This window comes from Dermabacter sp. HMSC06F07 (genome assembly GCF_001807345.1).
Taxonomy (GTDB): Bacteria; Actinomycetota; Actinomycetes; order Actinomycetales; family Dermabacteraceae; genus Dermabacter; species Dermabacter hominis.
Genome location: NZ_KV788588.1, coordinates 255230 through 279133 on the forward strand (window position 1 = coordinate 255230; position 23904 = coordinate 279133).

At 61.7% G+C, this 23904-nt stretch carries 24 protein-coding genes and 1 tRNA gene; 4 read left to right on the top strand and 21 right to left on the bottom strand.

The window, feature by feature from the left end; all coding sequences use genetic code 11:
* Positions 1–124: 124 nt before the first annotated feature.
* The gene (gene polA / locus HMPREF3157_RS08245; protein ID WP_070436077.1) at positions 125–2809 is read right to left on the bottom strand and encodes a DNA polymerase I; all 2685 of its coding nucleotides are present in this window, start codon (positions 2807–2809) and stop codon (positions 125–127) included.
* 25 nt (positions 2810–2834) lie between these two features.
* On the opposite strand from polA, the gene HMPREF3157_RS08250 reads away from it, so the two are divergent.
* The gene (locus HMPREF3157_RS08250) at positions 2835–3299 is read left to right on the top strand and encodes a PaaI family thioesterase (protein ID WP_051120656.1); all 465 of its coding nucleotides are present in this window, start codon (positions 2835–2837) and stop codon (positions 3297–3299) included.
* Here HMPREF3157_RS08250 and HMPREF3157_RS08255 read toward each other — a convergent pair.
* The gene (locus HMPREF3157_RS08255; protein ID WP_051120657.1) at positions 3296–3934 is read right to left on the bottom strand and encodes an ANTAR domain-containing response regulator; all 639 of its coding nucleotides are present in this window, start codon (positions 3932–3934) and stop codon (positions 3296–3298) included. The two genes, HMPREF3157_RS08250 and HMPREF3157_RS08255, sit on opposite strands and share 4 nt — an antisense overlap.
* Positions 3935–4140: 206 nt before the next feature.
* Between HMPREF3157_RS08255 and HMPREF3157_RS08260 the strand changes: the two genes are divergently transcribed.
* Positions 4141–4222 (top strand) — tRNA-Leu (locus HMPREF3157_RS08260).
* A 59-nt stretch (positions 4223–4281) separates the two neighbouring features.
* On the opposite strand, the gene pyk is transcribed toward HMPREF3157_RS08260, so the two are convergent.
* The 17 genes from pyk to abc-f all read right to left on the bottom strand — a co-directional run bounded on the left by pyk (position 4282) and on the right by abc-f (position 19939).
* On the bottom strand, positions 4282–5760 hold the full coding sequence (gene pyk / locus HMPREF3157_RS08265; RefSeq protein ID WP_070436078.1) for a pyruvate kinase: 1479 nt from the start codon (positions 5758–5760) through the stop codon (positions 4282–4284).
* Between the two features lie 141 nt (positions 5761–5901).
* Positions 5902–6837, bottom strand: a complete 936-nt coding sequence (gene lgt / locus HMPREF3157_RS08270) for a prolipoprotein diacylglyceryl transferase (protein WP_016664628.1) — start codon at positions 6835–6837, stop codon at positions 5902–5904.
* The gene (gene trpA, locus HMPREF3157_RS08275) at positions 6834–7640 is read right to left on the bottom strand and encodes a tryptophan synthase subunit alpha (RefSeq protein WP_016664629.1); all 807 of its coding nucleotides are present in this window, start codon (positions 7638–7640) and stop codon (positions 6834–6836) included. Before trpA ends, lgt begins: the two co-directional genes overlap by 4 nt.
* A gap of 1 nt (position 7641) precedes the next feature.
* On the bottom strand, positions 7642–8913 hold the full coding sequence (gene trpB, locus HMPREF3157_RS08280; protein ID WP_016664630.1) for a tryptophan synthase subunit beta: 1272 nt from the start codon (positions 8911–8913) through the stop codon (positions 7642–7644).
* A gap of 31 nt (positions 8914–8944) precedes the next feature.
* Complete coding sequence (trpC, locus tag HMPREF3157_RS08285) at positions 8945–9748, bottom strand: indole-3-glycerol phosphate synthase TrpC (RefSeq protein ID WP_070436079.1); 804 nt, start codon at positions 9746–9748, stop codon at positions 8945–8947.
* Between the two features lie 93 nt (positions 9749–9841).
* Positions 9842–10069, bottom strand: coding sequence for an HGxxPAAW family protein (locus tag HMPREF3157_RS08290; RefSeq protein WP_070436080.1), 228 nt, complete (start codon positions 10067–10069; stop codon positions 9842–9844).
* 102 nt (positions 10070–10171) lie between these two features.
* On the bottom strand, positions 10172–10792 hold the full coding sequence (locus HMPREF3157_RS08295) for a Trp biosynthesis-associated membrane protein (RefSeq protein ID WP_070436081.1): 621 nt from the start codon (positions 10790–10792) through the stop codon (positions 10172–10174).
* Entirely contained in the window at positions 10792–12378 is a 1587-nt protein-coding gene (locus HMPREF3157_RS08300) for an anthranilate synthase component I (protein ID WP_371440686.1), read from the bottom strand. The genes HMPREF3157_RS08295 and HMPREF3157_RS08300 overlap by 1 nt, the downstream gene beginning before the upstream one ends.
* A gap of 32 nt (positions 12379–12410) precedes the next feature.
* Positions 12411–13616 (bottom strand): methionine adenosyltransferase, encoded by a 1206-nt coding sequence (metK, locus tag HMPREF3157_RS08305; protein ID WP_034373288.1) that lies wholly within the window; start codon positions 13614–13616, stop codon positions 12411–12413.
* A gap of 52 nt (positions 13617–13668) precedes the next feature.
* Complete coding sequence (gene coaBC / locus HMPREF3157_RS08310) at positions 13669–14931, bottom strand: bifunctional phosphopantothenoylcysteine decarboxylase/phosphopantothenate--cysteine ligase CoaBC (protein WP_070436082.1); 1263 nt, start codon at positions 14929–14931, stop codon at positions 13669–13671.
* Positions 14932–14946: 15 nt separating this feature from the next.
* Positions 14947–15288: a DNA-directed RNA polymerase subunit omega gene (rpoZ, locus tag HMPREF3157_RS08315; protein ID WP_016664637.1), complete on the bottom strand. Its 342-nt coding sequence runs from the start codon at positions 15286–15288 to the stop codon at positions 14947–14949.
* Positions 15289–15402: 114 nt separating this feature from the next.
* Positions 15403–15990 (bottom strand): guanylate kinase, encoded by a 588-nt coding sequence (gene gmk, locus HMPREF3157_RS08320; RefSeq protein ID WP_141740659.1) that lies wholly within the window; start codon positions 15988–15990, stop codon positions 15403–15405.
* On the bottom strand, positions 15987–16313 hold the full coding sequence (gene mihF / locus HMPREF3157_RS08325; RefSeq protein WP_016664639.1) for an integration host factor, actinobacterial type: 327 nt from the start codon (positions 16311–16313) through the stop codon (positions 15987–15989). The genes gmk and mihF overlap by 4 nt, the downstream gene beginning before the upstream one ends.
* 253 nt (positions 16314–16566) lie before the next feature.
* Positions 16567–17136 (bottom strand): bifunctional pyr operon transcriptional regulator/uracil phosphoribosyltransferase PyrR, encoded by a 570-nt coding sequence (pyrR, locus tag HMPREF3157_RS08330; RefSeq protein ID WP_070436083.1) that lies wholly within the window; start codon positions 17134–17136, stop codon positions 16567–16569.
* Positions 17137–17150: 14 nt separating this feature from the next.
* A complete protein-coding gene (gene nusB / locus HMPREF3157_RS08335) occupies positions 17151–17654 on the bottom strand; it encodes a transcription antitermination factor NusB (protein WP_016664641.1) in 504 nt (167 codons plus the stop codon).
* Position 17655: 1 nt separating this feature from the next.
* A complete protein-coding gene (efp, locus tag HMPREF3157_RS08340) occupies positions 17656–18213 on the bottom strand; it encodes an elongation factor P (RefSeq protein WP_016664642.1) in 558 nt (185 codons plus the stop codon).
* Between the two features lie 121 nt (positions 18214–18334).
* Positions 18335–19939: a ribosomal protection-like ABC-F family protein gene (gene abc-f, locus HMPREF3157_RS08345; protein WP_016664643.1), complete on the bottom strand. Its 1605-nt coding sequence runs from the start codon at positions 19937–19939 to the stop codon at positions 18335–18337.
* A gap of 237 nt (positions 19940–20176) precedes the next feature.
* Between abc-f and ald the strand changes: the two genes are divergently transcribed.
* Together ald and HMPREF3157_RS08355 are read left to right on the top strand one after the other, a co-directional pair.
* Positions 20177–21304 carry an alanine dehydrogenase gene (gene ald / locus HMPREF3157_RS08350; RefSeq protein ID WP_342668113.1) on the top strand — a complete coding sequence of 376 codons (1128 nt, stop codon included), beginning with the start codon at positions 20177–20179 and terminating at the stop codon, positions 21302–21304.
* Positions 21305–21442: 138 nt separating this feature from the next.
* Positions 21443–22708 (top strand): dicarboxylate/amino acid:cation symporter, encoded by a 1266-nt coding sequence (locus tag HMPREF3157_RS08355; protein WP_016664645.1) that lies wholly within the window; start codon positions 21443–21445, stop codon positions 22706–22708.
* 79 nt (positions 22709–22787) lie between these two features.
* Here HMPREF3157_RS08355 and HMPREF3157_RS08360 read toward each other — a convergent pair whose 3' ends face one another.
* Positions 22788–23108, bottom strand: a complete 321-nt coding sequence (locus HMPREF3157_RS08360; protein WP_016664646.1) for a metal-sulfur cluster assembly factor — start codon at positions 23106–23108, stop codon at positions 22788–22790.
* Between the two features lie 32 nt (positions 23109–23140).
* Positions 23141–23893, bottom strand: a complete 753-nt coding sequence (gene sufC, locus HMPREF3157_RS08365; protein WP_016664647.1) for a Fe-S cluster assembly ATPase SufC — start codon at positions 23891–23893, stop codon at positions 23141–23143.
* Positions 23894–23904: the final 11 nt, after the last annotated feature.

The following is a 23904-nucleotide window of genomic DNA, read 5'->3' on the forward strand; positions in this document are numbered from 1 at the left end:
CGTGATCCGATCCAAACGGGCGGGTTAATGGTGCGGCATCGCGATCGCGGGCGACGAGTGAGTCACCTGCCATTCAAACCCCCATAACCCCTATGCAATTCAGAAGTGGGGACGGAAATGGGGTTTAGTGCGCAGCCTCCAGCCAGGAGTGCCCAACGCCCACCGAAACGTCCATGGGCACGGAAAGCTCATAGGCTCCCTCCATGCCCTCGCGCACGACGTCACGCACGAGGTCGATTTCGCCGGGAGCGACATCGACGATGAGCTCATCGTGAACCTGGAGCACGAGACGCGAGGCGGCGCCGGTCTTCTTCAGCGCATGGTCAACGCGCAGCATCGCGAGTTTGATGATGTCGGCGGCGCTGCCCTGAATCGGCGAGTTGAGCGCCACACGCTCCGCATTTTCCCGCCGCTGTCGGCTATCGCTCGTGAGTTCGGGAAGGTAGCGGCGGCGCCCAAGAAGAGTTTCCGTGTAGCCGAGTGAACGTGCTCTCTCGACGCTTTCATGCAGGTAGTCCTGGACGCCCCCGAAGCGTTCAAAGTACTGTGCGCGAAGCGCTTGCGCTTCGCTTTGCGGAATGTGGAGCTGGCGAGCGAGACCAAAAGCGGAAAGACCGTAGGCGAGGCCGTAGCTGATCGCCTTCGTTTTCGAACGTTCTTCGCTCGTCACCTGATCGACCGGGATGCCGAACACTTGCGAGGCGACGAAGCTGTGGAGGTCTTCGCCGTCACGGAAAGCCTGGATGAGCCCCTCGTCGCCGGACAGGTGCGCCATGATGCGCATCTCGATCTGGGAATAGTCCGCGGTAAGAAGCGACTCGAAGCCTTCGCTCGCGTGGAAGGCGCCGCGGATTTGGCGGCCGGCCTCGGTGCGCGCCGGAATGTTCTGCAGGTTCGGGTTGGACGAGGCAAGGCGCCCGGTGGCCGCGACATTCTGCGAAAGGGTCGTGTGGATACGACCCTCCTCGCTCACGGATTTGCGCAGCGTTTCGATGATCTGGCGCAATTTCGTGACGTCGCGGTGTTCGAGGAGCGCCTGCACGAAGGGGTGGCCAGTCTTCGCGTAAAGATCCGTGAGGGACTCGGCGTCGGTCGAATGTCCCGTCTTAGTTTTGCGGGTCGGCGGCATCCCGAGCCGGTCAAACAGCACGGTTTGAAGCTGCTTCGGTGAGCCGAGATTGATCTCCTCGCCACCGATTTCCGCGAAGGCCCGAGTTGCGACCTCAGACTGCCGTTCGGCATGCATCGAGTCGAGCCGGTCAAGCTCGGAAGCGTCGACGGCGATGCCCGACTCCTCCATCTGCGTCAGCACACGCGCAAGCGGGAGTTCGAGATCATCGTGAATGGCACGGGTCTCGTGCGCATCCATGTCTTTCACGAGGATAGGGGTCAGACGGTACTCCGCCCTCACGCGACCCAAAAGATCCTCGTGCAGCGCCTGCGCCGTGGGCTTCTTGTCGAGCTTAGGGAATTCCTCGTGAAGGTGGCGCATCGCGAGGCCGGCGACATCTGCGGGACGCTGCCCAGGCCTGCACAGGAACTCCGCGAGGGAGAGATCAACATCGAGGCCGCGAATGTCGAAGCCCGCACCGCTAAGAATATGCGCGAGCTCCTTAGAGTCGAGCGTCCATTTCGGGATGACCGAGTTTCGCAGCCATCGGTCGAGCTCACGGCGGTCCTGTTCGTTCATGCGCGAGGAATTGATGTCGAGGCTTGCGCTGCCGGTGGCAATCACCAGGCCGCGAAACTCCGCCTCCCCCATCGCCCAGGCGCCGTCGGCCTCAAGAGCGCCTCCCAAAGCGGCATGCTCCGCAAGGAGCGCGCCAAGCTGCCCGGCCTCCGGCTCAATCACGGGAAGGGTGGGGTTGGCGACGATAGGCTCGGCTTCCTCGGCTCCGCTATCCCCGGCGGGGAGGAGGCCTGCGGGAATGTCCCGACGGATTCCCGGCCCAAAGGCGAGTTCATCGAAGCGCGCGTTGATCGCAACCCTGTCCCCTCGTCCAAGGAGATAAGCGTCGAAGTCCTTAGGCAAGTCAAGGTCACGCACGGCTTCGTTCATGCGTCGATTGCGCACCACATCCTCGACGTGATCGCGAAGCGACTGCCCCGCCTTGCCTTTAATCTCGTCGCGGTGTTCAAGGATGCCGTCGAGTGTGCCGTACAGTCCAAGCCACTTCGCGGCGGTTTTGGGTCCTACACCGGGAACGCCCGGAAGATTATCGGCGCTCTCCCCCACCAGAGCCGCGAGATCCGGATACAGGGTCGGGGAAACGAGGTACTTCTCTTCGACAGCCTCGGGAGTCATGCGGCGAAGCTCCGTGACGCCCTTCACCGGCTGCAAAAGCGTAATCGTCTCATCAACGAGCTGGATCGCGTCGCGATCACTCGTGACGAGCAGAGGCTGCACCCCGGCGTCTTTCGCGTACGTCGCGATTGTCGCAACGATGTCATCAGCCTCGTAATCCTCGACACTGAAATGCGCGATGCCCATAGCCTCGAGCACCTGCTGAATAAGGGCGACCTGCCCCTTGAACGCCGCGGGAGTGGCCTCACGGCCACCCTTGTATTCGCTATAGATGCGATCACGGAAAGTGCCGCCCGGAAGATCGAACGCGACCGCCATGTGAGTGGGCTTCTCGTTCTTCACGATGTTGAAGATCATCCGGCAGAAACCGTACACCGAGTTCGTCGCCTGCCCCGCGCTGTTCACGAACGACTCCGGTGGCAGGGCAAAGAAGGCACGGAAGGCCATCGCATGGCCATCGATCACAACGATGCGCCTCTCAGGGGCGTTTTCGATCTCGCTCATGCCTCAAGTGTGTCACGCTAGGCGAATGGACACGAATGCACGCGCAGCTAGCGCGACACAGGATGCACTCACACGCGTACGCGAGGAGCTCAAGGGAACACTGTGCGAGCGCATGGGAATGGACGTGCTCTCACTGACCGCGAGCACAGCACACCTCAGTATGCCGGTTGCTCCAAATCGCCAGCCCCAAGGGTTCCTCCACGGAGGCGCGAGTATCGCGCTCGCGGAAACCGCCGTCTCACTCGCCGCACGCACCCACGCGGAATGTCTTTACGGCGAGGGCGCAGGCGCCGTCGGACTCTCCTTCACCGCAACGCACCACGCGCCCGCTCGCGAAGGCTTCGTTCACGTGACCGCTCACGCACAGCACCTGGGCCGCACTCACGCGAGTTATCTCGCCGAGATACGACACGAGGACGGCACTCTCGTGAGCACCGTCCTCGGATCCGCGCGGCTCTTTTCACCGCGAGACGAGAGTCCTGCGCGTTAGTCCTTATGCGGGCCGAGCTGGTCGATGACAGCGTCGGCAACCTCGCGCATCGTCAGACGGCGATCCATCGACGTCTTCTGGATCCAGCGGAAGGCATCCGGCTCGCTCAGGTTCATGTTCGTCTGCAAGAGCCCCTTCGCACGGTCCACGCGCTTGCGGGTCTCGAAGCGTTCCTCAAGATCGCGAATCTCCTCGTTGAGCGAGGTGATCTGCTGGTAACGCGACAGTGCGATCTCGATAGCCGGCAGAAGATCATTAGGCGTGAAGGGCTTGACGACAAACGCCATCGCGCCCGCATCCCGCGCGCGCTCCACGATTTCCTGCTGCGAGAACGCCGTCAGCATGACGACGGGGGCAAGATGCTCCTTGCCAATTGCCTCCGCTGCGGAGACGCCGTCCATCTGCGGCATTTTGACGTCCATGACCACAATATCGGGCCGAAGCTCACGGACCTTCTCCACCGCGCTCGCACCATCGCCAACGGCGGCAATGACCTCGTAGCCCGCTTCGGTGAGGGTCTCGACGATATCCATGCGAATGAGGCTCTCATCCTCAGCCACAACAGCCGTGCGCGCCACGAGACCGGAATCCTGGCCCCTTTCAGCGGTCTCTTCCACAGCTTCGTTCTCGTTCATGGCATCCAATCTTTCGCCTGTGTCTTCGTGGTTGTGCGGCAAGCGCACTCCATATCCATAGTGCAGCACATCGGCTTCCAAAGCGGCATTTGTCGCTCCCCTGAACGATATTACTCACGTACACCGGGCAAGGAACGGCTCGTGCCAGTTAGGCAAGCGCGAACTCGTTGGTTATTCTATAGGGCGTGCCTCAAGACAGGCACATGGCCGGGTTGGCGGAATTGGTAGACGCGGCGCACTCAAAATGCGTTGTCTTCGGACGTACGGGTTCGAGTCCCGTACCCGGTACAGAACAAGGGTGGGGAGCAGCGTGCTCCCCACCCTTTCTATGCGCAGCTACGTGAGGCTCAGGCCTCCGGAATAGCCTTGCCCTTCGCAATGCTGTCGGCTTCAACGCGCGCGGCCTCGGTGCCGTCAAGGTCACCGATACGGTGGACGCGCAGCGTGTTGGTCGAGCCATGAACACCCGGGGGCGAGCCTGCAGCGATGATCACGAGATCGCCAGGCTGCAGCCCCTTCTTCTCACGCAGCAGCTCGTCGACTACCTTCACCATCTGATCGGTGTCGGTCTGCATGTCAACGAGGTGCGCCTCGATGCCCCAGCTAAGGGCGAGCTGATGCTGAACCTTTTCGTACGGAGTGAGGGCGAGAAGGGGAATAGTGGGACGCAGTCGCGAAAGACGGCGAGCGGTGTCACCCGACTCGGTGAAGGTCACGAGATACTGCGCCGAGAGCTGATCGCCGATCTCCGCCGCTGCACGCGTGATCGCGCCACCGCGAGTATGCGGGATGGTGCCGAGCTCAGAGATGCGGTCCGCACCGTTTTCCTCGGTGTTCGTGACGATGCGCGCCATGGTGCGCACAGCCTCAAACGGGAATGCGCCGACGGAGGTCTCGCCCGAAAGCATGACGGCGTCTGCACCGTCGAGGATGGCATTCGCACAGTCGGAAGCTTCGGCGCGAGTGGGGCGCGGGTTCGTAATCATCGACTCGAGCACCTGGGTCGCAACGATGACGGGCTTAGCGTTGCGGCGGGCAAGCTCGATCGTGCGCTTCTGGACGAGCGGGACCTGCTCGAGAGGAAGCTCAACGCCGAGGTCGCCGCGGGCCACCATGATGCCGTCGAACGCGCCGACGATACCGCGCAGGGCGCGAACCGCCTGTGGCTTCTCGATCTTGGCGACCACGGGGAGACGAATGCCTTCTTCGTCCATCACGCGGTGAACATCTTCGATGTCGTGCGCGTCGCGCACGAAGCTCAGTGCGATGAGGTCAGCGCCAAGGTGGAGACCCCAGCGGAGGTCGGCAATGTCCTTTTCACTCATCGCGGGAACTGAAACGGCAACGCCGGGAAGGTTGATGCCCTTGTTGTTCGACACGGGGCCGGGAACCTCGACCACGGTCTTGACGTCGGTGTCGGTCACCTCGACGACGCGAACGCCGACCTTGCCGTCGTCAATGAGAAGCGTATCGCCGGGGCGGCAGTCGCCGGGCAGTCCCTTGAAGGTCGTGCTCACACGCTCCTTGGTGCCGACGATGTCGTCGGTCGTGATGGTGAAGATGTCGCCGACCGCGAGATCGTGGGGGCCGTCCTCGAACTTGCCAAGGCGGATCTTAGGGCCCTGGAGGTCCACGAGAACTGCGACGTTCTTACCGAGATCCTCGGAAGCCTTGCGGATATTGGCGTACACAGCCTCGTGGTCCGCGTAGGTGCCGTGGCTGAGGTTCATGCGGGCGACGTTCATGCCCGACTCGATAAGCGTGCGGATCTGCTCATACGAATTCGTTGCAGGTCCCAATGTGCACACAATTTTTGCTTTACGCATGTCTACCCATCTGTAGCTTTGAAAGGCGGGACCCACGCGCTGTGTGTGCTCGGGAGCGAGCGCACAGGGGCGCGGGTCGCATCGCCGAGATCCACATCTCACCCTACAATTAAGTAATCGGGACCACTCCCAGATTCAGCCTTATTTCGCGGGGTTTTTGAGATTTTCTCCCTGGTCATGCGGGACAGCCACCGTCTCACTACCCGCGCGCCCTTCCGGCCGCGGCAGCGGATCGCCGTTAATCGTGTCGTAAGCACTGCGCGCCTCGCCCTTCTTGCGCGCACGGACCGTGAGCCACGCAAACACGCCGATCGCCACGAGACCCGTGATGATGTAAATGACCATGTGGATTCGCAAGCCAAAAACCATGGTTGAGGGTTCCGTGCGCATCGTTTCCATGAGGGTCCGGCCCGCAGAGTACGCGATGATGTACATGAGGAATATGCGCCCGCCAGCGATGGCGAACCGTTTCGCGAGAAGCAGCACCACGACGCAGGCGGCGATATTCCACAGCCCCTCGTAGAGGAAGGTCGGCTGATAGGTTCCGGGCACACAGCCAACGATCGTTTTGCCGTTGGTTTCACACGTAATCTCCAGAGCCCACGGCAGCGTGCTTGGCTCGCCGTGAAGTTCCTGATTAGCCCAATTTCCAAGCCTCCCAATGGCTTGCGCGACGAAAAGAGTAGGCGCGATCGAATCAGCCAGGGCGAGGAACTGCACGCCTTTGCGCCGAGTCATGACGAACGCCGCAAGGCCTCCTCCCGCGACCGCGCCCCAAATGCCGAGGCCACCTTCCCACATGCGAAGCGCACTCAGCGGATCCTTGCCGGGACCGAAGTAGTCCGGGATATTGACGCCCACGTGGTACATGCGCGCACCGATGATCCCCACGATGATCGTCACGAAGACGATGTCGAAGTAGTCGTCACGGTCACCATCGCGAGCGATCCAGCGCTGCAGCGACCACCAGTAGGCGATAGCGATGCCGGTCAGAATGAATAGTGCGTAAAAATGGATTGTGACCGGGCCGATGCTGAACGAGCTAACGGGCGGACTCGGAATAGTCGCTGAGATCATGCGCGCGCCTCCTCAATTCCGGAACGGAGTTCAATTGCGAGAGCTTCGAGAGAACGGAGCCCCTCCGACGGTGTCTGCGCTTCGAGGAGCCTTCGTACGAAAGCGCTTCCCACGATCACGCCGTCGGCATAGGTGCCCACTTCCGCGGCCTGTTCCCCGTTTGACACACCGAGACCAACGCACACCCGTTCGGCGCCAGCGCGCCGCGTGCGATCCACGAGGGTGTGCGCGGCATCGCCGACGCTCGAGCGAAGGCCCGTGACGCCCATCGTCGAGGCGGCGTAGACGAAGCCCGTGCTCGACTCGGTCACGAGGCGCAATCGCTCCTCGGGCGAGCTAGGTGCGGCGAGGAAAATGCGCTCAACGTTTCTCGTGCCAGAGGCCTCGATCCAGTCACCGCCGGAATCGGGCGTGAGGTCCGGTGTGATGACCCCAGCGCCACCCGCTGCGGCGAGGTCGCGCGCAAAAGCGTCGAGCCCGTACTTGAGGATGGGGTTGTAATAACTCATGACAAGAAGCGCGGCATCGAGATCGCTCACCGCATCGATCGCCGTCATCACATGCGCGGGGCGCGTACCGTGCGAAAGAGCTCGATCCGCCGCTTCCTGGATCACGGGGCCATCCATAACGGGGTCCGTGTAGGGGATCCCAAACTCGATTGCATCGACGCCCGAGCCGACAAGGGCGCGAACGGCTTCGATGCACCCGTCGAAGGTGGGAAAGCCCACGGGAAGGTAGGCCACGAGTGCGGCGCGCCCCTCCCCCTTGGCTCGGTCAATGACCTCTGCTGAAAGATGCCGCATGTCAGTTTCCTCCCTCACGCGCAAGCGCCGTGCGGATCTTCTCTTTGATGTCGTTGATGTCTGCGCGCTTGTCGTTACCGATGAGCCCGAACCAGGTTGAGGCTGTCGTGACGTCCTTGTCACCACGGCCCGAAAGGTTCGCAACGATCACCGCACCTTCGCCGAGCTCGCGCCCGAGGGCGAGGGCACCGGCAAGGGCATGGGCGGATTCAAGTGCGGGCATGATGCCTTCGGTCATCGACAGCAACGCGAAGGCTTCCATGGCTTCGTTGTCGTTGATCGCCCGGTATTCGGCGCGTCCCGTATCGGCTAGATAGGCATGTTCGGGGCCGACGCTCGGGTAGTCGAGACCCGCGCTCACGGAGTGCGATTCGATCGTTTGGCCGTCCTCGTCTTGCATCACGTAGGAGCAGGCGCCGTGCAAAACACCGGGGCTGCCCGCGGTGATCGTTGCCGAGTGCTTGCCGGATGCGATACCGGAGCCCCCGGCCTCGCATCCCACGATTCGCACCGATGCGTCCTCGAGGAAGGCGTGAAATAGCCCCATGGCATTTGAGCCTCCGCCCACGCACGCAACAATCGCGTCGGGAAGGCGGCCCGCTTGCGCGAGGACCTGTTCGCGAGCTTCTCGACCGATCATGGCGTGGAACTCGCGCACCATGGTCGGGTAGGGGTGAGGCCCCGTCACCGTGCCGAGCAGGTAATGGGTGGATTCCACGTTGGTAACCCAGTCGCGAAAGGCCTCGTTAATCGCATCCTTGAGAGTGCGAGAGCCGTGAGTGACGGGAATGACTTCTGCCCCGAGCAGACGCATACGCGCGACGTTGAGGGCCTGGCGTTCAGTATCGACCTCACCCATGTAGATCCGGCAATCAAGCCCCAACAGTGCCGCTGCCGTCGCCGTCGCAACTCCGTGCTGGCCGGCCCCGGTCTCGGCGATCACGCGGGTCTTTCCCATACGTTTCGTGAGAAGCGCTTGCGCAAGCACGTTGTTGATCTTGTGGCTTCCCGTGTGATTGAGATCCTCTCGCTTGAGGAAAATTCGGGCGCCGCCGGCAACGGCAGAAAATCGAGGAACTTCCGTGAGGAGCGAGGGACGGCCCGTGTATTCGCGGTTGAGCCGTTCGAGCTCGCTCGAGAAGGACGGGTCAGCTTTGGCCTCGTGCCACGCCTGTGTCAGTTCGTCGAGAGCGGGAACGAGCGCCTCGGGCAGAAACCTCCCGCCGAAATCGCCAAAGTCAGGTCCGTCCTGTGGGACAAAGGCATCTGTCACTTTCCACTCCTCTTGTTCCAACGTGCGCGTATCAGCGCCCTGCTCGGCGCTGCCGCTCAACACTGCAAAAGTCGCGCGCCGCCTTCGTGGGATCCGCGTGCCGCACGAGTGCCTCACCGACGAGAACGGCATCAGCTCCGGCACGTGCATAGGCCTCAACGTCGCGGATAGTTGCCACGGCCGACTCCCCCACGGCAAGGCGGTCGGAGGGCACCGACTCGAGCAGCGCACACGCATAGTGAAGGTCGACGTCGAGAGTCTTAAGATTGCGCGCATTCACACCGATGAGCTCAGCGTCGCTTGCGAGGGCCCGCTCGAGCTCTTCCGGCGTATGCGTTTCGACGAGAACCCGCATACCGAGAGACCTCGCGAGCGAGTACATATCGTCAAGTTGGGCGTCACACAGCGCCGCCACGATCAACAACACGACATCGGCGCCATGCGCTCGCGCTTCGAAAATCTGATAGTCCTCGACCATAAAGTCCTTGCGCAGCACGGGGACGCTTACGCGCTCACGAACAGCGTCGAGGTCACGGAGCGAACCCGAGAAGCGGCGCTCCTCGGTCAGTACGCTGATCGCCGTGGCACCGCCATCTTCATACGCGGTCGCGAGGTGAGCAGGATCGGGGATATCCGCAAGAGATCCTTTCGAGGGCGATGACCGCTTAACCTCGGCGAACAGACCGTGCGTCTCACGCTCGCGCAGGCGCTCAACGACGTCGAGAGCAGGCTTCGCCTCCCGAGCGAGACGCTCGACTTCGGCCCCGCTAACGTCGGACTTTCGCCGCCCCACATCCGCACGTACCCCCGCGATGATTTCCTCAAGAACGCTCACGCGCCGCACTCCTCTTCGTACTCTCCCCCGCCTTCACAGCACAACGCCCTGCACGAAGAGCAAGTCATTCGTACAGGGCGGTGAGCGGACACGTCAGCGCTTAGCTTTCTGGCCGAAACCCGCGGCTCGCAGGACGAAGCCTACGACGAGCGCGAGAAGAACAGACGCGAGACCAACGATAAGGAGGGTGTTCTGGCTAGTGATCATTGCGAGGGCAATGAGCACTGAACCGAGGAGGACAAACGCCGAAAATACCCAGGCAGCCACGGTTTTGCCTTCGTTCTGCGGCGGGGCGGGGGGAACAAGGTAAGTCTTCGGCATTCTTCACTCCGGTCGAAAGTAGTTCTGAGGCATTCGCGCGCACGGGCGCGTCAAACTGCGTCTTTCATTGTGCCATGTTTTAGCGCAAGCGTCCTCGCGCCTTCACACTCCGCGCTGCTCGTCGCTCGGGTCCGCACCGAGACTGAGCATGTCCCACGCTTCCGCATCGGTGTGCGGCACCGCTCCGGCGCCTTCTCCGGATCGCGTAGTAGCAGGGCGCGTATAGCGAGTGCGCGATGCTCCTTCCCCGCGTATACGTGTGTTCATCGTCAATCGAGCTCCGACGAACGCGATCAGAACGCCTGACACGATCGACAGCCACACGGGCCACGATGCCGAAACAGTGACGGGTGCATTCACCACACCGGTGGCTTCGAGTGCTGCGCTCGCGACCGCGTGTGCCGGATCAAGGGCAACCAGCACACCTCCCACGACAATCCCCACACCGGCCAGGGTGGACACAATCGCGCACGCGAGGGCAAGGCCGCGCCTCGACAGTGCAAGGGCGCCCGCCGCAGCAACCGCCACGAGAGCGCATGCAAGCGAGAGTGGGGAAGCCTTCGCCCCCGCAATGCTGAGTTCAGACACGTTACCGGCAAGGCCCACGACCTCGCCCTCAACCCACGTGGGTTGGGTGAGTACCGCACCCACACCCCCTGCGACGACGAGCGCGAGAATGAGCGGGGAACGGGAGGAGAAAGCATCCGACGATCGACCAGCCATCACTGTTCCCTTAGCGTCTCGGCACTCGCCACAGCGCGTTGAGCAGCAGCAGCCTTGGACAGCGATTCACGATGTTCCATCGTGGGGATCGAATCAGCGACGACACCACCCCCGGCTTGAACGTGCGCACGGCCGTCTTTCATGACGGCTGTTCGGATTGCGATCGCCATGTCGAGGTCGCCAGCGAAATCGAGGTAGCCGACGGTGCCACCATAGATCCCCCGCGACACGGGCTCAAGCTCATCGATGAGTTGCATCGCGCGCGGCTTGGGTGCACCCGTGAGCGTGCCGGCCGGAAAGGTTGCCGCGAGAGCGTCAAAGGCGCTCAAGCCTTCTTTGAGCGTTCCCGTGACCGTCGAAATCACGTGCATGATGTGGGAATACTTCACGACACTCATGAAATCTCGCACGATCACGCTTCCCGGCTCGCAAACCTTCTGCAGGTCGTTACGGCCGAGATCGACAAGCATGAGGTGCTCGGATCGATCTTTCGGATCGGCGAGGAGCTCGCTTTTTATCCTCTCATCCTCTTCGGCGTTAGTCCCACGCGGGCGCGAACCCGCGATCGGGTGCGTGCTCGCGTGGCGGCCGCGCACAGTGACGAGTGTTTCGGGACTCGCTCCCACCACATCCATCGATTTGCCATCTCCATCGTGAGCGCGCACGAGAAACATGTACGGCGAAGGGTTGAGCCTGCGCAGCACGCGGTAGACGTCGAGGGGGTCGGCGCTCGTTGCCTGCGTGTGTCGCTGCGACGGCACGACCTGGAAGATTTCACCGTCGATGATGTTCTGGATCGCCGTCTCAACTGACGCTTCAAAATCCGTCTGGTTCGTGCGAGCGGTACTCGACGGCCGCTGCACGGCAGAATAGACGACGGGGTTCGTCTCGACGTGCGTGCGAAGCGAATCGCGCATCGTGTCGATTCTGGCGAGGGCATCCTCGTAGGCTGCCTCTGCGCCGCTGTCTGCACCGTTGAGGTTGAGCGCGTTTGCCACGAGCAGAACCGTCGCGTCGCGGTGGTCGTACACGGCAACGTCTTGTGCGAGGAGCATGCATAGCTCGGGCGTACCGATCTCGTCTACGGGCTTGTGCGGGAGATTCTCGAAGCGCCGCACAGCGTCATAGCTTACGAAGCCCACAAGCCCGCCCGTAAACGGTGGTAGATGCGCCATCCGCGCGGATTTGAACTCAGCGGCGGTAGCCCTGAGCGCCTCGAGCGGGTCGCCCGATGTGGGAACCGAGGCCGGGACATCGCCAAACCAGCGCGCGTTGCCGTCTTTCTCGGTGAGAGAGGCGCGAGCGTTTACCCCAATGATGGACAAGCGGGAATCCTCCCCCTGGCCTGCGGACTCAAGAAGGAAACTGCCCGCGGGGCCCGACGGTGCCGTGAGCTTTCTGTACAGAGAGATCGGAGTGTCCTGGTCGGCCAAAAGCCGAATCACGACGGGCACGATGCGCTGTGTACGCGCGAGATCGAGGAAGGTTTTTCGGTCCGGCCAAATCTCGCCAAGCGTCTCGCCCTCGAGACCCTGAACAGTTTCGGGGTAAATATCGCGCTCGAACACGCGCCCTCCTTTCCTCATTGCTTAGCGAAACGATCGCGCAGATCGGCGCGTCATAGAGCGCGGGTGAGCTCTTCAGTTCTGTTGGTCTTTTCCCACTCAAATTCCGCAAGGGGGCGGCCGAAGTGGCCAAAAACCGACGTTTTGCGGTAGATGGGTCGCAGAAGATCGAGCTCCTCAACGATTGCCTGCGGGCGCAGGTCGAAGACCTTTTCGATAGCCCGAGCAAGTTGATGCTCGGGAACCTTGCCCGTTCCAAACGTTTCAACGTAAAGGCCCACGGGGGCAGCGCGACCAATCGCGTAGGCAACCTGAATCTCGCACCGCTCGGCTAGACCCGCTGCAACCACGTTCTTGGCGACCCAACGCAGGGCGTAGGCGGCGCTACGGTCGACCTTCGACGGGTCCTTACCCGAAAAAGCGCCGCCGCCGTGACGCGCCATCCCGCCGTAGGTATCCACGATGATCTTTCTACCCGTGAGTCCGGCATCGCCTTTCGGGCCGCCGACGACGAAACGTCCCGTTGGGTTGATGTGACGCTTGACCCCTGTAATGTCCAGTCCAAGCTCGGCGAGTTCCTCGAGAACAGGCTGGATCACCACACGGGAGATCGCCTCGGTGAGTTGCCCCGCAACATCGACGTCCTCGGCATGTTGACTCGATACGACGACCGCATTCACGCTGCGCGCGACAAAATCGTCGTCATATCCAATCGTCACTTGCGATTTGCCGTCGGGGCGCAGATACGGGAGTACGCCGTCTCGGCGTGCGTTCGACAGGTTTTGCGCGAGCTTATGCGCCGCGTAGATCGGCAGCGGCATGAGCTCCTTCGTGTCAGCGCACGCGTACCCGAACATGAGGCCCTGATCACCGGCGCCAAGTTGAAAACCCTGCTCGACGCTTCCGCCCTTGAACTCCTCGGAATTATCGACCCCGAGCGCGATATCGGCCGATTGCGAGCCGATCGACACCTCGATGCCGCACGAGTCCGCATCGAAGCCCTTCTCGGAGGAGTCGTAGCCGATCGACCTGATCACGTCACGAACGATCGAGTTGACGTCACTGTAGCCTTCGGTGCGCACCTCTCCGGCAACATGGACGAGGCCCGTCGTCACAAGAGTCTCGACTGCGACGCGAGAGTTGAGATCCTGCGCGATCATGTCGTCGAGAATTGCATCGGAAATCTGGTCGCAGATTTTGTCCGGGTGGCCTTCCGTAACCGATTCGGAAGTGAAGTACCGCAAATCATTGAGTGTCATGTGCTGCCTTATCTGCGAGAGGTGGTGACGGAATCAAAGGAGTCGCCCGAGGCTAGCTGCGCTCGCGTTTGAGGAGAGAGGCGACGTGGTCAAGCATTGCGTGGGAAACCTCGTCTTTCGTCCCGCGTGCGGCTCCGCGAATTTCACCAGCGGCATCAAGAAACGTCAATGCGTTCGTGTCGGCCCCGAAAGCGTTCTCACTGACATCGTTGAACGCGAGGAGGTCTGCGCCCTTGGCGCGTGCCTTCCTGGTCGCGTGCGCGAGGGCGCTCGAATGCTCATCCCCCGTCTCGGCAGCGAATCCGCAAATCACGAACGGACGCTCACCGGCCTGCCGGCGTTCGACGAGGCCGCGGAGAATATCCTCGGTCTCCATCAAGTGAAGGGTGAGGCCCGACTCGCCCGCTTTTTTCTTGATTTTGCTGCGCGATGGCTCAGGCGTGAAATCGGAAACGGCAGCGGCCATGATCAGCACATCTGCGCTGCTTTCACGCTCCCGTACCGCGGCCGCAAGCTCTTTCGCCGATTCCACCCGCACGACGTCTACGCCCGCGGGAGGTTCGATGTGTGAACCCGCCAGGACGAGGCTCAGGCTCGCTCCTCGAACGTACGCCGCGCGCGCAAGCGCCGCCCCCTGTTTACCGCTCGAGTGATTGGTGAGCACGCGCACCGGATCAAGGGCCTCGCGCGTCCCCCCTGCGGTGATCACCACGTGCGTGCCTTCGAGGTCGCACGTGCGCGACCCTGCCGCGAGGACTGACTCAACATAGTGCACAATCACTTCGGGCTCGGGCAGTCGCCCTACACCGGTATCGGTTCCGGTGAGGCGCCCACTCGCAGGTTCAATCACGCGCACGCCACGTGATCGGAGCACGTCGACATTTTCGCGCGTTGCGGGATGCTCCCACATCTCCGTGTGCATCGCCGGGGCGAGGATGACGGGTGCTCGAGTGACGAGGAGCGTGGCTGTAAGGAGGTCGTCGGCCCTTCCCATACGTGCCCGGGCCATGAAATCTGCTGTTGCCGGGACCACGACGACGGCGTCGGCCTCCTGGCCGAGACGCACGTGGGCAACCGAGTCCACATCGTCGAAGACAGAGGTGCGCACGGGATTATGGCTAAGTGCTTCCCACGTCGAGATGCCAACGAACTCGAGCGAAGCCTTCGTCGGAACAACGCGCACATCGGCGCCCCGTTCGGTCAAGCCGCGCACCACGTGAGCTGCCTTATATGCAGCGATGCCCGCACACACTCCAACGATGACGCGAAGACCCTCGAGGGGACGCGGCGCCACAGAAGGAGGCGATGCGGGCATCGTCAAAGCTTCGATTTAGAGGTTGAAGTCGATCGGCACCTCGGGGGCGTCGTCCCCGAGCGTGAGCGGCTCGCGCGCGGGAGGCTTGGGAGCGTTCTCGTCGATCTCCTTGGCCTCGAGCAGACCTTCGTCGATCTCGCGAAGTGCGATCGAAAGAGACTTCTCCTGGGGCTCGGTGTCAACCAGAGGTCCGACATGCTCGAGGAGGCCGTCTTCGACCTGCGAGTAGTAAGCGTTGATCTGACGCGCACGCTTCGCCGAGTACAGCACGAGGGCGTACTTCGAATCAACGGACTCGAGCAGCCGATCGATGGGCGGGTTGGTAATGCCTTCGGGCTGGGCAACGGTTCCAGGCACGAAACGTCCCTTCCTAGTGTGAAGTCAGATATCGGCGCTCGCGCATGACGAGCGCGCAGGGTCCCATCCTACCGGAAATAGCGCCCTAGCGACGGCGAAGGTCGGTGATGTCATTCACGCGATAGCGAGCCCAGCTTCGCGTGCGAGCGCGTCGACGGCCTCATCGAGATCGTCGTTCACGATCGTCACGTCAAACTCTTTTTCAGCGGCCATTTCCACCCGCGCGGTTTCAAGTCGCCGCTCCTGCTCCTCAGGGCTTTCTGTTCCCCGCCCCACGAGACGCTCAACAAGGACGTCCCAACTGGGCGGAGCCAAGAACACGAAGCGCGCATCCGGCATCGAGGAACGCACTTGGCGAGCCCCCTCAAGGTCGATCTCAAGGATGACCGCACGCCCCTCGGCCCGGGCCGCTTCGACGGCGCTCCTCGGAGTTCCGTAACGATTGCGACCGTGCACGAGGGCCCATTCGAGCATGTCGCCGTCTTTCACGGCATCGTCGAACTGTTCGGGACTCCAGAAAAAATAGTGGATCCCGTCCACTTCGCCGGGGCGCGGATCACGCGTGGTCGCGGAGACCGATAGATAGACCTCGGGGTGTTTCTCGAGAAGTCTGCGCGTAACAGTGCCCTTGCCGACGGCGGTCGGACCGGCGACGACAACGACGCGCCCGCGGGGCACGTCGAGCGACTGCGCCGGGCTCACTCTGCGAAGTGCTGAATAAGCTTTTCCGCCTGATGGCGGCCGAGGCCCCGCATCTTGCGCGAGGGCGAGATGCCGATCTCGTCCATAATCTGCGCAGCCTTGACCTTGCCAATGCCCGGGAGAGATTCGAGCATTGCGGAAACCTTAAGGCGAGCGACAGCCTCGCTCGTCTTCGCTTCTTCGATAAGGTTCGCGATTTCCTCACCGCGGTTGCCGGTCGAGTTCTTGAGGCGGTTCTTCACCTGCGCACGCTCCTGGCGGAGCTGTGCAGCCTTCTCGAGTGCGGCCTTGCGCGCTTCGGGGGTCAAAGTGGGGAGAGCCACGTGTCTACCTCTTCAATCTATTCGTGGGATGGTACCCATTCTCATGAATCTTCATGACGAAGCCCCAGAGAATTTGCAAACACTCTTCCGCGTCGCGACTGGCACTCAACGAGCAAACCGCTCGGCTTGGAGCTACGTATAGAGTTACCCACCAAGTTGATAAAGTCTTGAAGAACGCTGAAAAACCGCGAAATCGTGACCTATTTGTCACCTTGAGCAGGCATATCGTGTGTTTTTTGCGTTCGGGACGGGATCAGCACCCGCCTGTTACTGATCTTTCAAGAACAATGGAGTCCGCGCCATCGCACTCCTCTAGCAACACGTTGACCCGCTCTCGCCGCGACGTCGGCAGATTCTTGCCGACGAAATCTGCGCGAATTGGCAGCTCCCTGTGGCCTCGATCGACCAAAATCGCCAGTCGAACAGCGGCCGGTCGACCGAGCGCGCTCAGGGTATCGAGCGCCGCGCGTACCGTACGACCTGAATAGAGCACATCGTCGACGAGAATAACCGTGCGGCCTTCGATCCCTCCCTCGGGAAGGCGCGTCTCTCGTTCCTCCCGCGCAGGCTTCGACGAGCGATCATCGCGAAAACGCGTGATGTCGAGCTCCCCCACGATGCTCGCGGGGTCGCGCTCGGTGTTGCCGGCACGCGCAATCGCCTCGGCGATGCGGTAGGCAAGGGGCACGCCACGGCTGTGAATCCCCATGAGCACGAAATCGTCGACACCTTTTTCACCTTCGACAATCTCGTAGCCGATCCGGGTCAACGCGCGGCGAATGTCGCCCGCCTTGAACACTTCCGTGCGGAGATCCTCAGCCATCGACGTCTCCCTTCTTAACCGAGTAGATCCTTCGCGTCCGCGATTCGCTGGAGAAGCGCATTGACGAACGATGCCGAATCTTCCGTCGACAGCTCGGCGGCAACGCTCGTGTACTCCTTGAGCAGCACAGGAGCATCGACTCCGGTGCCGTGAAGAATCTCGGCCGCTCCCATACGCAAGATCGCTCGGTCGACAGCGGGCATGCGTTCGAGCGTCCACGCCTCCGAGTGCGAAGCAATCGTGTCGTCAATGTCAGCGGCGTGCGCGGCATACATAAGCGCAAAACGCTTCGCTGCCTCGGGCAGCGGGGTCTGCGCGGTTGAGGTGACGGTGCGCTGCTCGGCTAGTTCCTCGACACCCACCTGGCGGGCGTCGGCCTCAAACAACACGTCAATCGCGCGCACGCGCGCACGCGTCACTGCACCAAATTTATGCGTCCGCGACGGGAGGGTCTTGACGAGTTCAACTTCGTCCCCCTCGCGCCCCGGCAGCGGAAGATCCAGCGGATCGAACGGCATATCAGGCACGTCCGAGGTAGTCGCCGGTGCGGGTGTCGACCTTAACCTTGGTGTTCTGCTCGAGGAAGAGAGGCACCTGGATTTCGAGGCCGGTCTCGAGGGTTGCGGGCTTCGTGCCGCCCGAGCTGCGATCACCCTGGAGGCCGGGCTCGGTGTGGGTAATTTCGAGAACGACCGAGGCGGGAAGCTCAACGAAAAGTACCGTGCCCTCGTGGAACGCCACGACGGCGTCCTGGCCCTCGAGCATGTAGTCCTTGGCGTCGCCAACGATCTCCGCGGTCACGTTGGTCTGCTCCCAGGTCGTGGTGTCCATGAATACGAAGAGGTCGCCATCCATGTACGAGTACTGCATGTCGCGGCGGTCGATCGTTGCGGTCTCGACCTTGACGCCCGCATTGAAGGTCTTGTCAACGGTCTTGCCCGAGAGAACGTTCTTGAGCTTGGTGCGAACGAACGCCGGGCCCTTGCCGGGCTTCACGTGCTGGAATTCGACAACGCTCCACAGGCCGTTCTCGAGCTTCAGGACCATGCCGTTCTTCAGATCGTTAGTGCTTGCCATGATTCTCCGTTCGGGGTTGCATTTGCGCACGCGCCCCTTCGAGGACGCACACAATCCTTAATTTTAGCGCCCTTCGGGCGCGGGAAATTTCCGACGGTTGCCGGTTTCCCCTTGATCCTTCTCACGCGAGCGCGATGAGCTCCTCGTATTCGGCGTTCCAGAGGTCTTCGACAGCATCGGGCATCATCAGCACTCGTTCGGGATCGAGCGCCGCGACGGCACCCGGGTCGTGACTCACGAGCACGATCGCTCCCTCGAAGGCGCTGAGCGCACCGAGGATTTCTTCGCGGCTCGCCGGGTCGAGGTTGTTTGTGGGCTCGTCAAGGAGAAGAACGTTCGCGCTGGAGACGACAAGGGTCGCGAGCGCGAGACGGGTCTTTTCGCCACCCGAAAGAACGCCTGCGGACTTGTGCACGTCGTCGCCCTGGAAGAGGAATGAACCGAGGATCTTGCGCACCTCGACTTCGGGCAAGTCCCCCGCAGCGCGCTGCATGTTGTCGAGAACCGTGCGCTCAAGTTCGAGCGTGTCATGTTCCTGGGCAAAGTAGCCGAGTTTTAACCCGTGACCGGCAATGATCTCTCCGGTGTCCGGGGTTTCGACGCCCGCGAGCAGACGCAAAAGGGTCGTCTTACCCGCACCGTTGAGTCCGAGAACGACAACGCGCGAGCCACGATCGATCGCGAGATTCACGTCGGTAAAAATCTCGAGGCTCCCGTAGCTTTTCGAAAGCCCCTCTGCCCTGAGAGGGGTCTTGCCGCTCGGGGCCGGTTTCGGAAAGCGAAGCTTCGCGACGCGTTCAACCTGACGTTCCTCCTCAAGGGAGTCGAGAAGCTTTTCGGCGCGGCGGAGCATCTGCTGGGCAGCAACCGCTTTCGTCGCCTTCGCCCGCATTTTTTCGCCCTGGGCCTGAAGGGTTGCGGCCTTCTTTTCAGCGTTGGCACGCTCACGTTTACGACGCTTCTCGTCGTCCTCGCGCTGACGCAGGTAATTCTTCCAACCCATGTTGTAGACGTCGATGACCTGGCGATTTGCGTCGAGATAGAACACCTTATTGACGACGTGCTCAACGAGCTGGATGTCGTGGGAGATAATGATCATTCCGCCCGGGTACTGCATGAGGAACTCGCGAAGCCACACGATTGAGTCAGCATCGAGGTGGTTGGTCGGCTCATCGAGCACGAGTGTTTCCGCCTGCGAGAAAAGGATACGTGCGAGTTCGACGCGGCGACGCTGACCGCCAGAGAGCGTGCCGAGTTCGGCCTCGAGCAGGCGGTTATCGACCCCGAGGTTTGCCGCGAGTTGCTTCGCCTCCGCCTCGGCCGCGTAACCTCCCTGTGCTTCAAGTTCGTTGTTGAAGCGCACGTAGCGATCCATCGCCTTCTCGCGCTTTGTCTCACTGAGGCTCATATCGGCCATATCCCGCTCGCTTTGCGCGAGTTTTTCGAAAATGCGGGCGAGGTTTCGCGCTTCAAGAATGCGCGCGAGCACCTTTTGCTTCGGATCCCCCTCGGTTGTGTCCTGAGGGAGGAAGCCGATCTGCCCGCGGATATCGATCGAACCCGCCGCGGCTTCGCGCTCGCCCGCCAACGTGCGAGTGAGGGTCGTTTTACCGGCACCATTGCGGCCAACAAGCCCCACGCGGTCGCCTTTCGCGACCTGAAAGTCCACGCCGCTCATAAGCATGCGTGCACCCACGCGGATCTCGAGGTCATGAACCGTGATCATGGTGTCCTTTACAAACTGACGAAGAAGGGCTCGACCCCTGGGGCCGCGTACAAGTCTAGTAATGCGTGGCCGATTCGGGCCCTGCAGCCGTCGGACTCCCCGCCCCGGGGTAGCGGATTGCACAAGCGCCCTGCACATCACGAACGTTTTGTGTAAGCCCCTTGAGCGAGAGCGTGGACTGCGTAAGCATGGAAGGAACGTGAATTCGGTGCGAAGGAGCGCCACGACGCAAAGGAGATGAACGTGAAAATCGGTATCGTGAGGGAAATCAAGAACAACGAATATCGTGTGGCGATGCACCACGCCGGCGTCGAGGAGCTGATCCGTTCCGGGCATGAGGTCGTTGTTGAGAAGGACGCGGGTGTCAACGCTGGTTTCACCAACACGGATTATGAGGGGGCCGGCGCACAGATCGCCGACACGGCCGAATCCGTCTGGGGCGAGGCCGATCTCCTCCTCAAGGTCAAGGAGCCTCTCGAGAGCGAGTACGGGTACCTCCGGGAGGATCAGATTCTCTTCACCTACCTCCATCTCGCGGCTTCACGCTCGCTCACGCAGGCACTCCTCGCTGCGAAAACTCCCGCGCTTGCCTACGAGATGGTGAAGGGTTCCGACGGTTCGCTTCCCCTCCTCGCACCCATGAGCATCATCGCCGGTCGGCTCTCCGCACAGGTCGCCGCCCATCAGCTCATGTCGCCGTTTGGCGGAACCGGTGTTCTCATGGGAGGCGCGCCCGGCACGGCGCGTGCCAAAGTTCTCGTCGTGGGTGGCGGCGTCGTCGGCGAGCAGGCTGCGATCGTCGCCGCTGGCATGGGCGCGAGCGTGACCGTGCTCGACATTAATTCCGCGCGGCTTGCCGATCTCGATCGCACGCATGGCACGCGTATCTCAACCGGATTCTCTAATGCGCAAGCCATCGATACCCTCGCGCGCGAAGCCGATGTCGTCGTTGGCTCTGTTCTCCTACCCGGACGAGCGGCCCCGAAGCTCATCAAACGTGAAACGATTGAGGCGATGCGACCCGGATCAATCGTCATCGATGTCGCGATCGACCAGGGCGGCTGTACCGAGGTCTCTCGTCCTACAACGCACGACGACCCAACCTTCCGTGTGGGTAATGCGACGGTCTATTGCGTCGCAAACATGCCCGGTGCCGTTGCCCGCACTGCAAGCGTTGCCCTTGCGGGGGCCAGCCTTCCCTACGTGCGTGCTCTCGCAAACGGAGGTATTGAGGGGATCGCCGGACACCCGGGTTTGCTTTCGGGATTCTCGACCTTCCGCGGCGAGCTCCTTCATGAAGAAGTGGCTGAGGCACATGGTCTTCCTTATCGGAGCGCTCGGGATGTACTCGCACACGAGCGGTAACGCCGTGCGCCCTCTGCAAAGGTCATCCCGCAGAGGGCGCCAAGCCGCTTGCTAAAAACGAGAGTGTGCGAGATATATCCCAGGTGCAGACGGCCCTCAATGCTGCTTTCAGCTGGCCAAAGCTGGAATAATGCACCCATGTTGCGTAATTACCGATTCCCTCTCATCATCCTGGCGTGCGTCGTTCTCGGCGCAATCGCCGGACTTGTTTTCGGGCCCGACGCCGCGGTTGTGAAGCCCTTCGGCGTTGTGTTCGTGAACATGATGTTCACGCTCGTCGTGCCGCTCGTCTTCTTCTCAATCGCGTCCTCGGTCGCCGCCATGGATTCGGCCAAACGGCTTGGGAAAATCATGGGGTCGATGATGCTCGTGTTCATTTCCACGGGAATCGTCGCCGCGATCATCATGCTCACGGTACTGTGGATCTTCCGTTCAAGTGAGCCGCTCAACATCACACTCACCGATCCAGGGACCGTCGAAAAGCCCGAATCGATTGGTGATCAGATCGTGCAAACTCTCACCGTGAACGAGTTCGGCGAGCTCCTCTCCCCCTCCAACATGCTCGCGCTCATCATCTTTGCGGTACTCGTCGGGTTCGCCACGAGTGGCATTGGAAAAGCTGGCGACGCGTTCCGCGAGTTCCTCTCGTCCGCTAGCGCCGTATTCCTGAAGCTCGTCTCGCTCATCATGTACTACGCGCCGATCGGTCTTGGCGCTTACTTCGCCGCGCTCATCGGCGAACTTGGTCCGCAACTCGTGGGCGGGTACGTACGTGCATTCGTCATCTATTTCCCCGTCACCATCGTCTACTTCTGCGTCGCATTCACGCTCTACGCCTACATTGCGGGCGGCACCAAGGGCATCAAACGCTTTTGGAGCAACATCCTCGAGCCCACCGCGATCGCGCTTGGCACCGGTTCCTCCGTGGCGTGTCTCCCGGCGAACCTCAAGGCCGCGCAGCGCACAGGTGTGCCGCGGGACATTCGAGAAACGATCATCCCGATCGGCGCGACGATCCATATGGAAGGATCAGTCCTTTCCGCGATCCTCAAGATCTCGTTCCTCTTCACCCTGTTCCAACGCGATCTCTTCACGATCGAGAACCTTCTCATCGCCGTCGGCATCGCGCTCCTCAGCGGCATGGTGATGAGCGGCATCCCTTCGGGCGGCTTCGTCGGAGAACTCATGATTATTACTCTCTACGGTTTTCCCACCACTGCGCTGCCGGTCATTTCGATCATCGGGACAATCATCGACGCTCCCGCAACCACGATCAATGCGGTCGGCGACAACTCCTCCTCTATGCTCGTGGCCCGCATGATTGACGGCAAAGACTGGATGGATAAGGGCGATCGCGAACGCGCCGAAGACGAGGCCCTCGCGGCCGCACCACGTACCGCGTAGGCTTCATCACGCCTCACAAGGGCGGGGCCCGGTTCACCGTGAAGTGAGCCGGGCCCCGCCCTTTCATAAGCCGCGCAGGTTAGAGGTTGAAGCCGATCGCGCGAAGCTGATCTTTGCCGTCCTCAGTAATGCGTTCCATGCCCCACGGCGGCATCCACACCCAGTTAATCCGGTGCGTCTCCGTAATCGGGTCGAGCGCAGCAAAAGTCTGCTCCTCGAGCACGTCTTGAAGCGGACACGCGGCACTCGTCAGGGTCATGTCGACAACGGCATTGCCGTTCTCGACGGTCACGCCATAGACGAGGCCGAGGTCAACGACGTTAATCCCGAGCTCGGGATCGATGACGTCCTTCAGTGCTTCGGTGACGTCCTGTACGCTGACGTCTTTCGATTCGGACATTGCTTAAGCCGTCCTTCCGGTGGTCGTGAGGCCTACGCCGTGAGGTAACGGTCGTAGCCCTCGGCCTCGAGGCGCTCGGCGAGCTCAGGGCCGCCTTCTTCCGCCACGCGACCATTCACAAAGACGTGCACGAAATCCGGCTTGATGTACTTGAGGATGCGCGTGTAGTGCGTGATGAGCATGACGCCGAGATCAGTCTCGTCCTTCACACGATTCACGCCCTCCGAAACGACGCGAAGAGCATCGACGTCAAGTCCGGAATCGGTCTCGTCGAGGATCGCGATCTTCGGGCGCAGCAGCTCCATCTGGAGAATCTCGTGACGCTTCTTCTCGCCTCCCGAGAACCCTTCGTTCACGTTACGCTGCGCAAAATGCGGGTCCATACGGAGCTTTTCCATCGCGGCGTTCACATCTTTGACCCACTCGCGCAGCTTCGGGGCCTCGCCCTCGACCGCCGTCTTAGCGGTGCGCAGGAAGTTCGAGACGGTCACGCCGGGAACCTCGACCGGGTACTGCATCGCGAGGAAGAGCCCGGCCTTTGCGCGCTCATCGACGCTCATCTCGAGAACGTCTTCGCCATCGAGGAGGACTTCACCCGAGGTGATTTCGTACTTGGGGTGACCGGCGAGCGAGTACGCGAGCGTGGACTTGCCCGAGCCATTCGGGCCCATGATCGCGTGAGTTTCACCGGAGCGGAGCGTGAGGTTCACGCCCTTGAGGATCTCCTTGGTGCCTTCGGGAGTTTCCACGGTTGCGTGGAGGTCCTTGATTTCAAGAACGGACATGGTGTTCCTTT

What these genes read in the sequence shown, in the direction of transcription:
- polA (WP_070436077.1), bottom strand. Translation starts at nt 2,809, where the DNA reads ATGAGCGAGATCGAAAACGCCCCTGAGAGGCGCATCGTTGTGATCGAT.
- HMPREF3157_RS08250 (WP_051120656.1), top strand. Translation starts at nt 2,835, where the DNA reads ATGGACACGAATGCACGCGCAGCTAGCGCGACACAGGATGCACTCACA.
- HMPREF3157_RS08255 (WP_051120657.1), bottom strand. Translation starts at nt 3,934, where the DNA reads ATGAACGAGAACGAAGCTGTGGAAGAGACCGCTGAAAGGGGCCAGGAT.
- pyk (WP_070436078.1), bottom strand. Translation starts at nt 5,760, where the DNA reads ATGCGTAAAGCAAAAATTGTGTGCACATTGGGACCTGCAACGAATTCG.
- lgt (WP_016664628.1), bottom strand. Translation starts at nt 6,837, where the DNA reads ATGATCTCAGCGACTATTCCGAGTCCGCCCGTTAGCTCGTTCAGCATC.
- trpA (WP_016664629.1), bottom strand. Translation starts at nt 7,640, where the DNA reads ATGCGGCATCTTTCAGCAGAGGTCATTGACCGAGCCAAGGGGGAGGGG.
- HMPREF3157_RS08290 (WP_070436080.1), bottom strand. Translation starts at nt 10,069, where the DNA reads ATGCCGAAGACTTACCTTGTTCCCCCCGCCCCGCCGCAGAACGAAGGC.
- HMPREF3157_RS08295 (WP_070436081.1), bottom strand. Translation starts at nt 10,792, where the DNA reads ATGGCTGGTCGATCGTCGGATGCTTTCTCCTCCCGTTCCCCGCTCATT.
- HMPREF3157_RS08300 (WP_371440686.1), bottom strand. Translation starts at nt 12,378, where the DNA reads ATGAGGAAAGGAGGGCGCGTGTTCGAGCGCGATATTTACCCCGAAACT.
- metK (WP_034373288.1), bottom strand. Translation starts at nt 13,616, where the DNA reads ATGACACTCAATGATTTGCGGTACTTCACTTCCGAATCGGTTACGGAA.
- coaBC (WP_070436082.1), bottom strand. Translation starts at nt 14,931, where the DNA reads ATGCCCGCATCGCCTCCTTCTGTGGCGCCGCGTCCCCTCGAGGGTCTT.
- pyrR (WP_070436083.1), bottom strand. Translation starts at nt 17,136, where the DNA reads ATGGCTGAGGATCTCCGCACGGAAGTGTTCAAGGCGGGCGACATTCGC.
- nusB (WP_016664641.1), bottom strand. Translation starts at nt 17,654, where the DNA reads ATGCCGTTCGATCCGCTGGATCTTCCGCTGCCGGGGCGCGAGGGGGAC.
- efp (WP_016664642.1), bottom strand. Translation starts at nt 18,213, where the DNA reads ATGGCAAGCACTAACGATCTGAAGAACGGCATGGTCCTGAAGCTCGAG.
- abc-f (WP_016664643.1), bottom strand. Translation starts at nt 19,939, where the DNA reads ATGATCACGGTTCATGACCTCGAGATCCGCGTGGGTGCACGCATGCTT.
- ald (WP_342668113.1), top strand. Translation starts at nt 20,177, where the DNA reads ATGAACGTGAAAATCGGTATCGTGAGGGAAATCAAGAACAACGAATAT.
- HMPREF3157_RS08355 (WP_016664645.1), top strand. Translation starts at nt 21,443, where the DNA reads ATGTTGCGTAATTACCGATTCCCTCTCATCATCCTGGCGTGCGTCGTT.
- HMPREF3157_RS08360 (WP_016664646.1), bottom strand. Translation starts at nt 23,108, where the DNA reads ATGTCCGAATCGAAAGACGTCAGCGTACAGGACGTCACCGAAGCACTG.
- sufC (WP_016664647.1), bottom strand. Translation starts at nt 23,893, where the DNA reads ATGTCCGTTCTTGAAATCAAGGACCTCCACGCAACCGTGGAAACTCCC.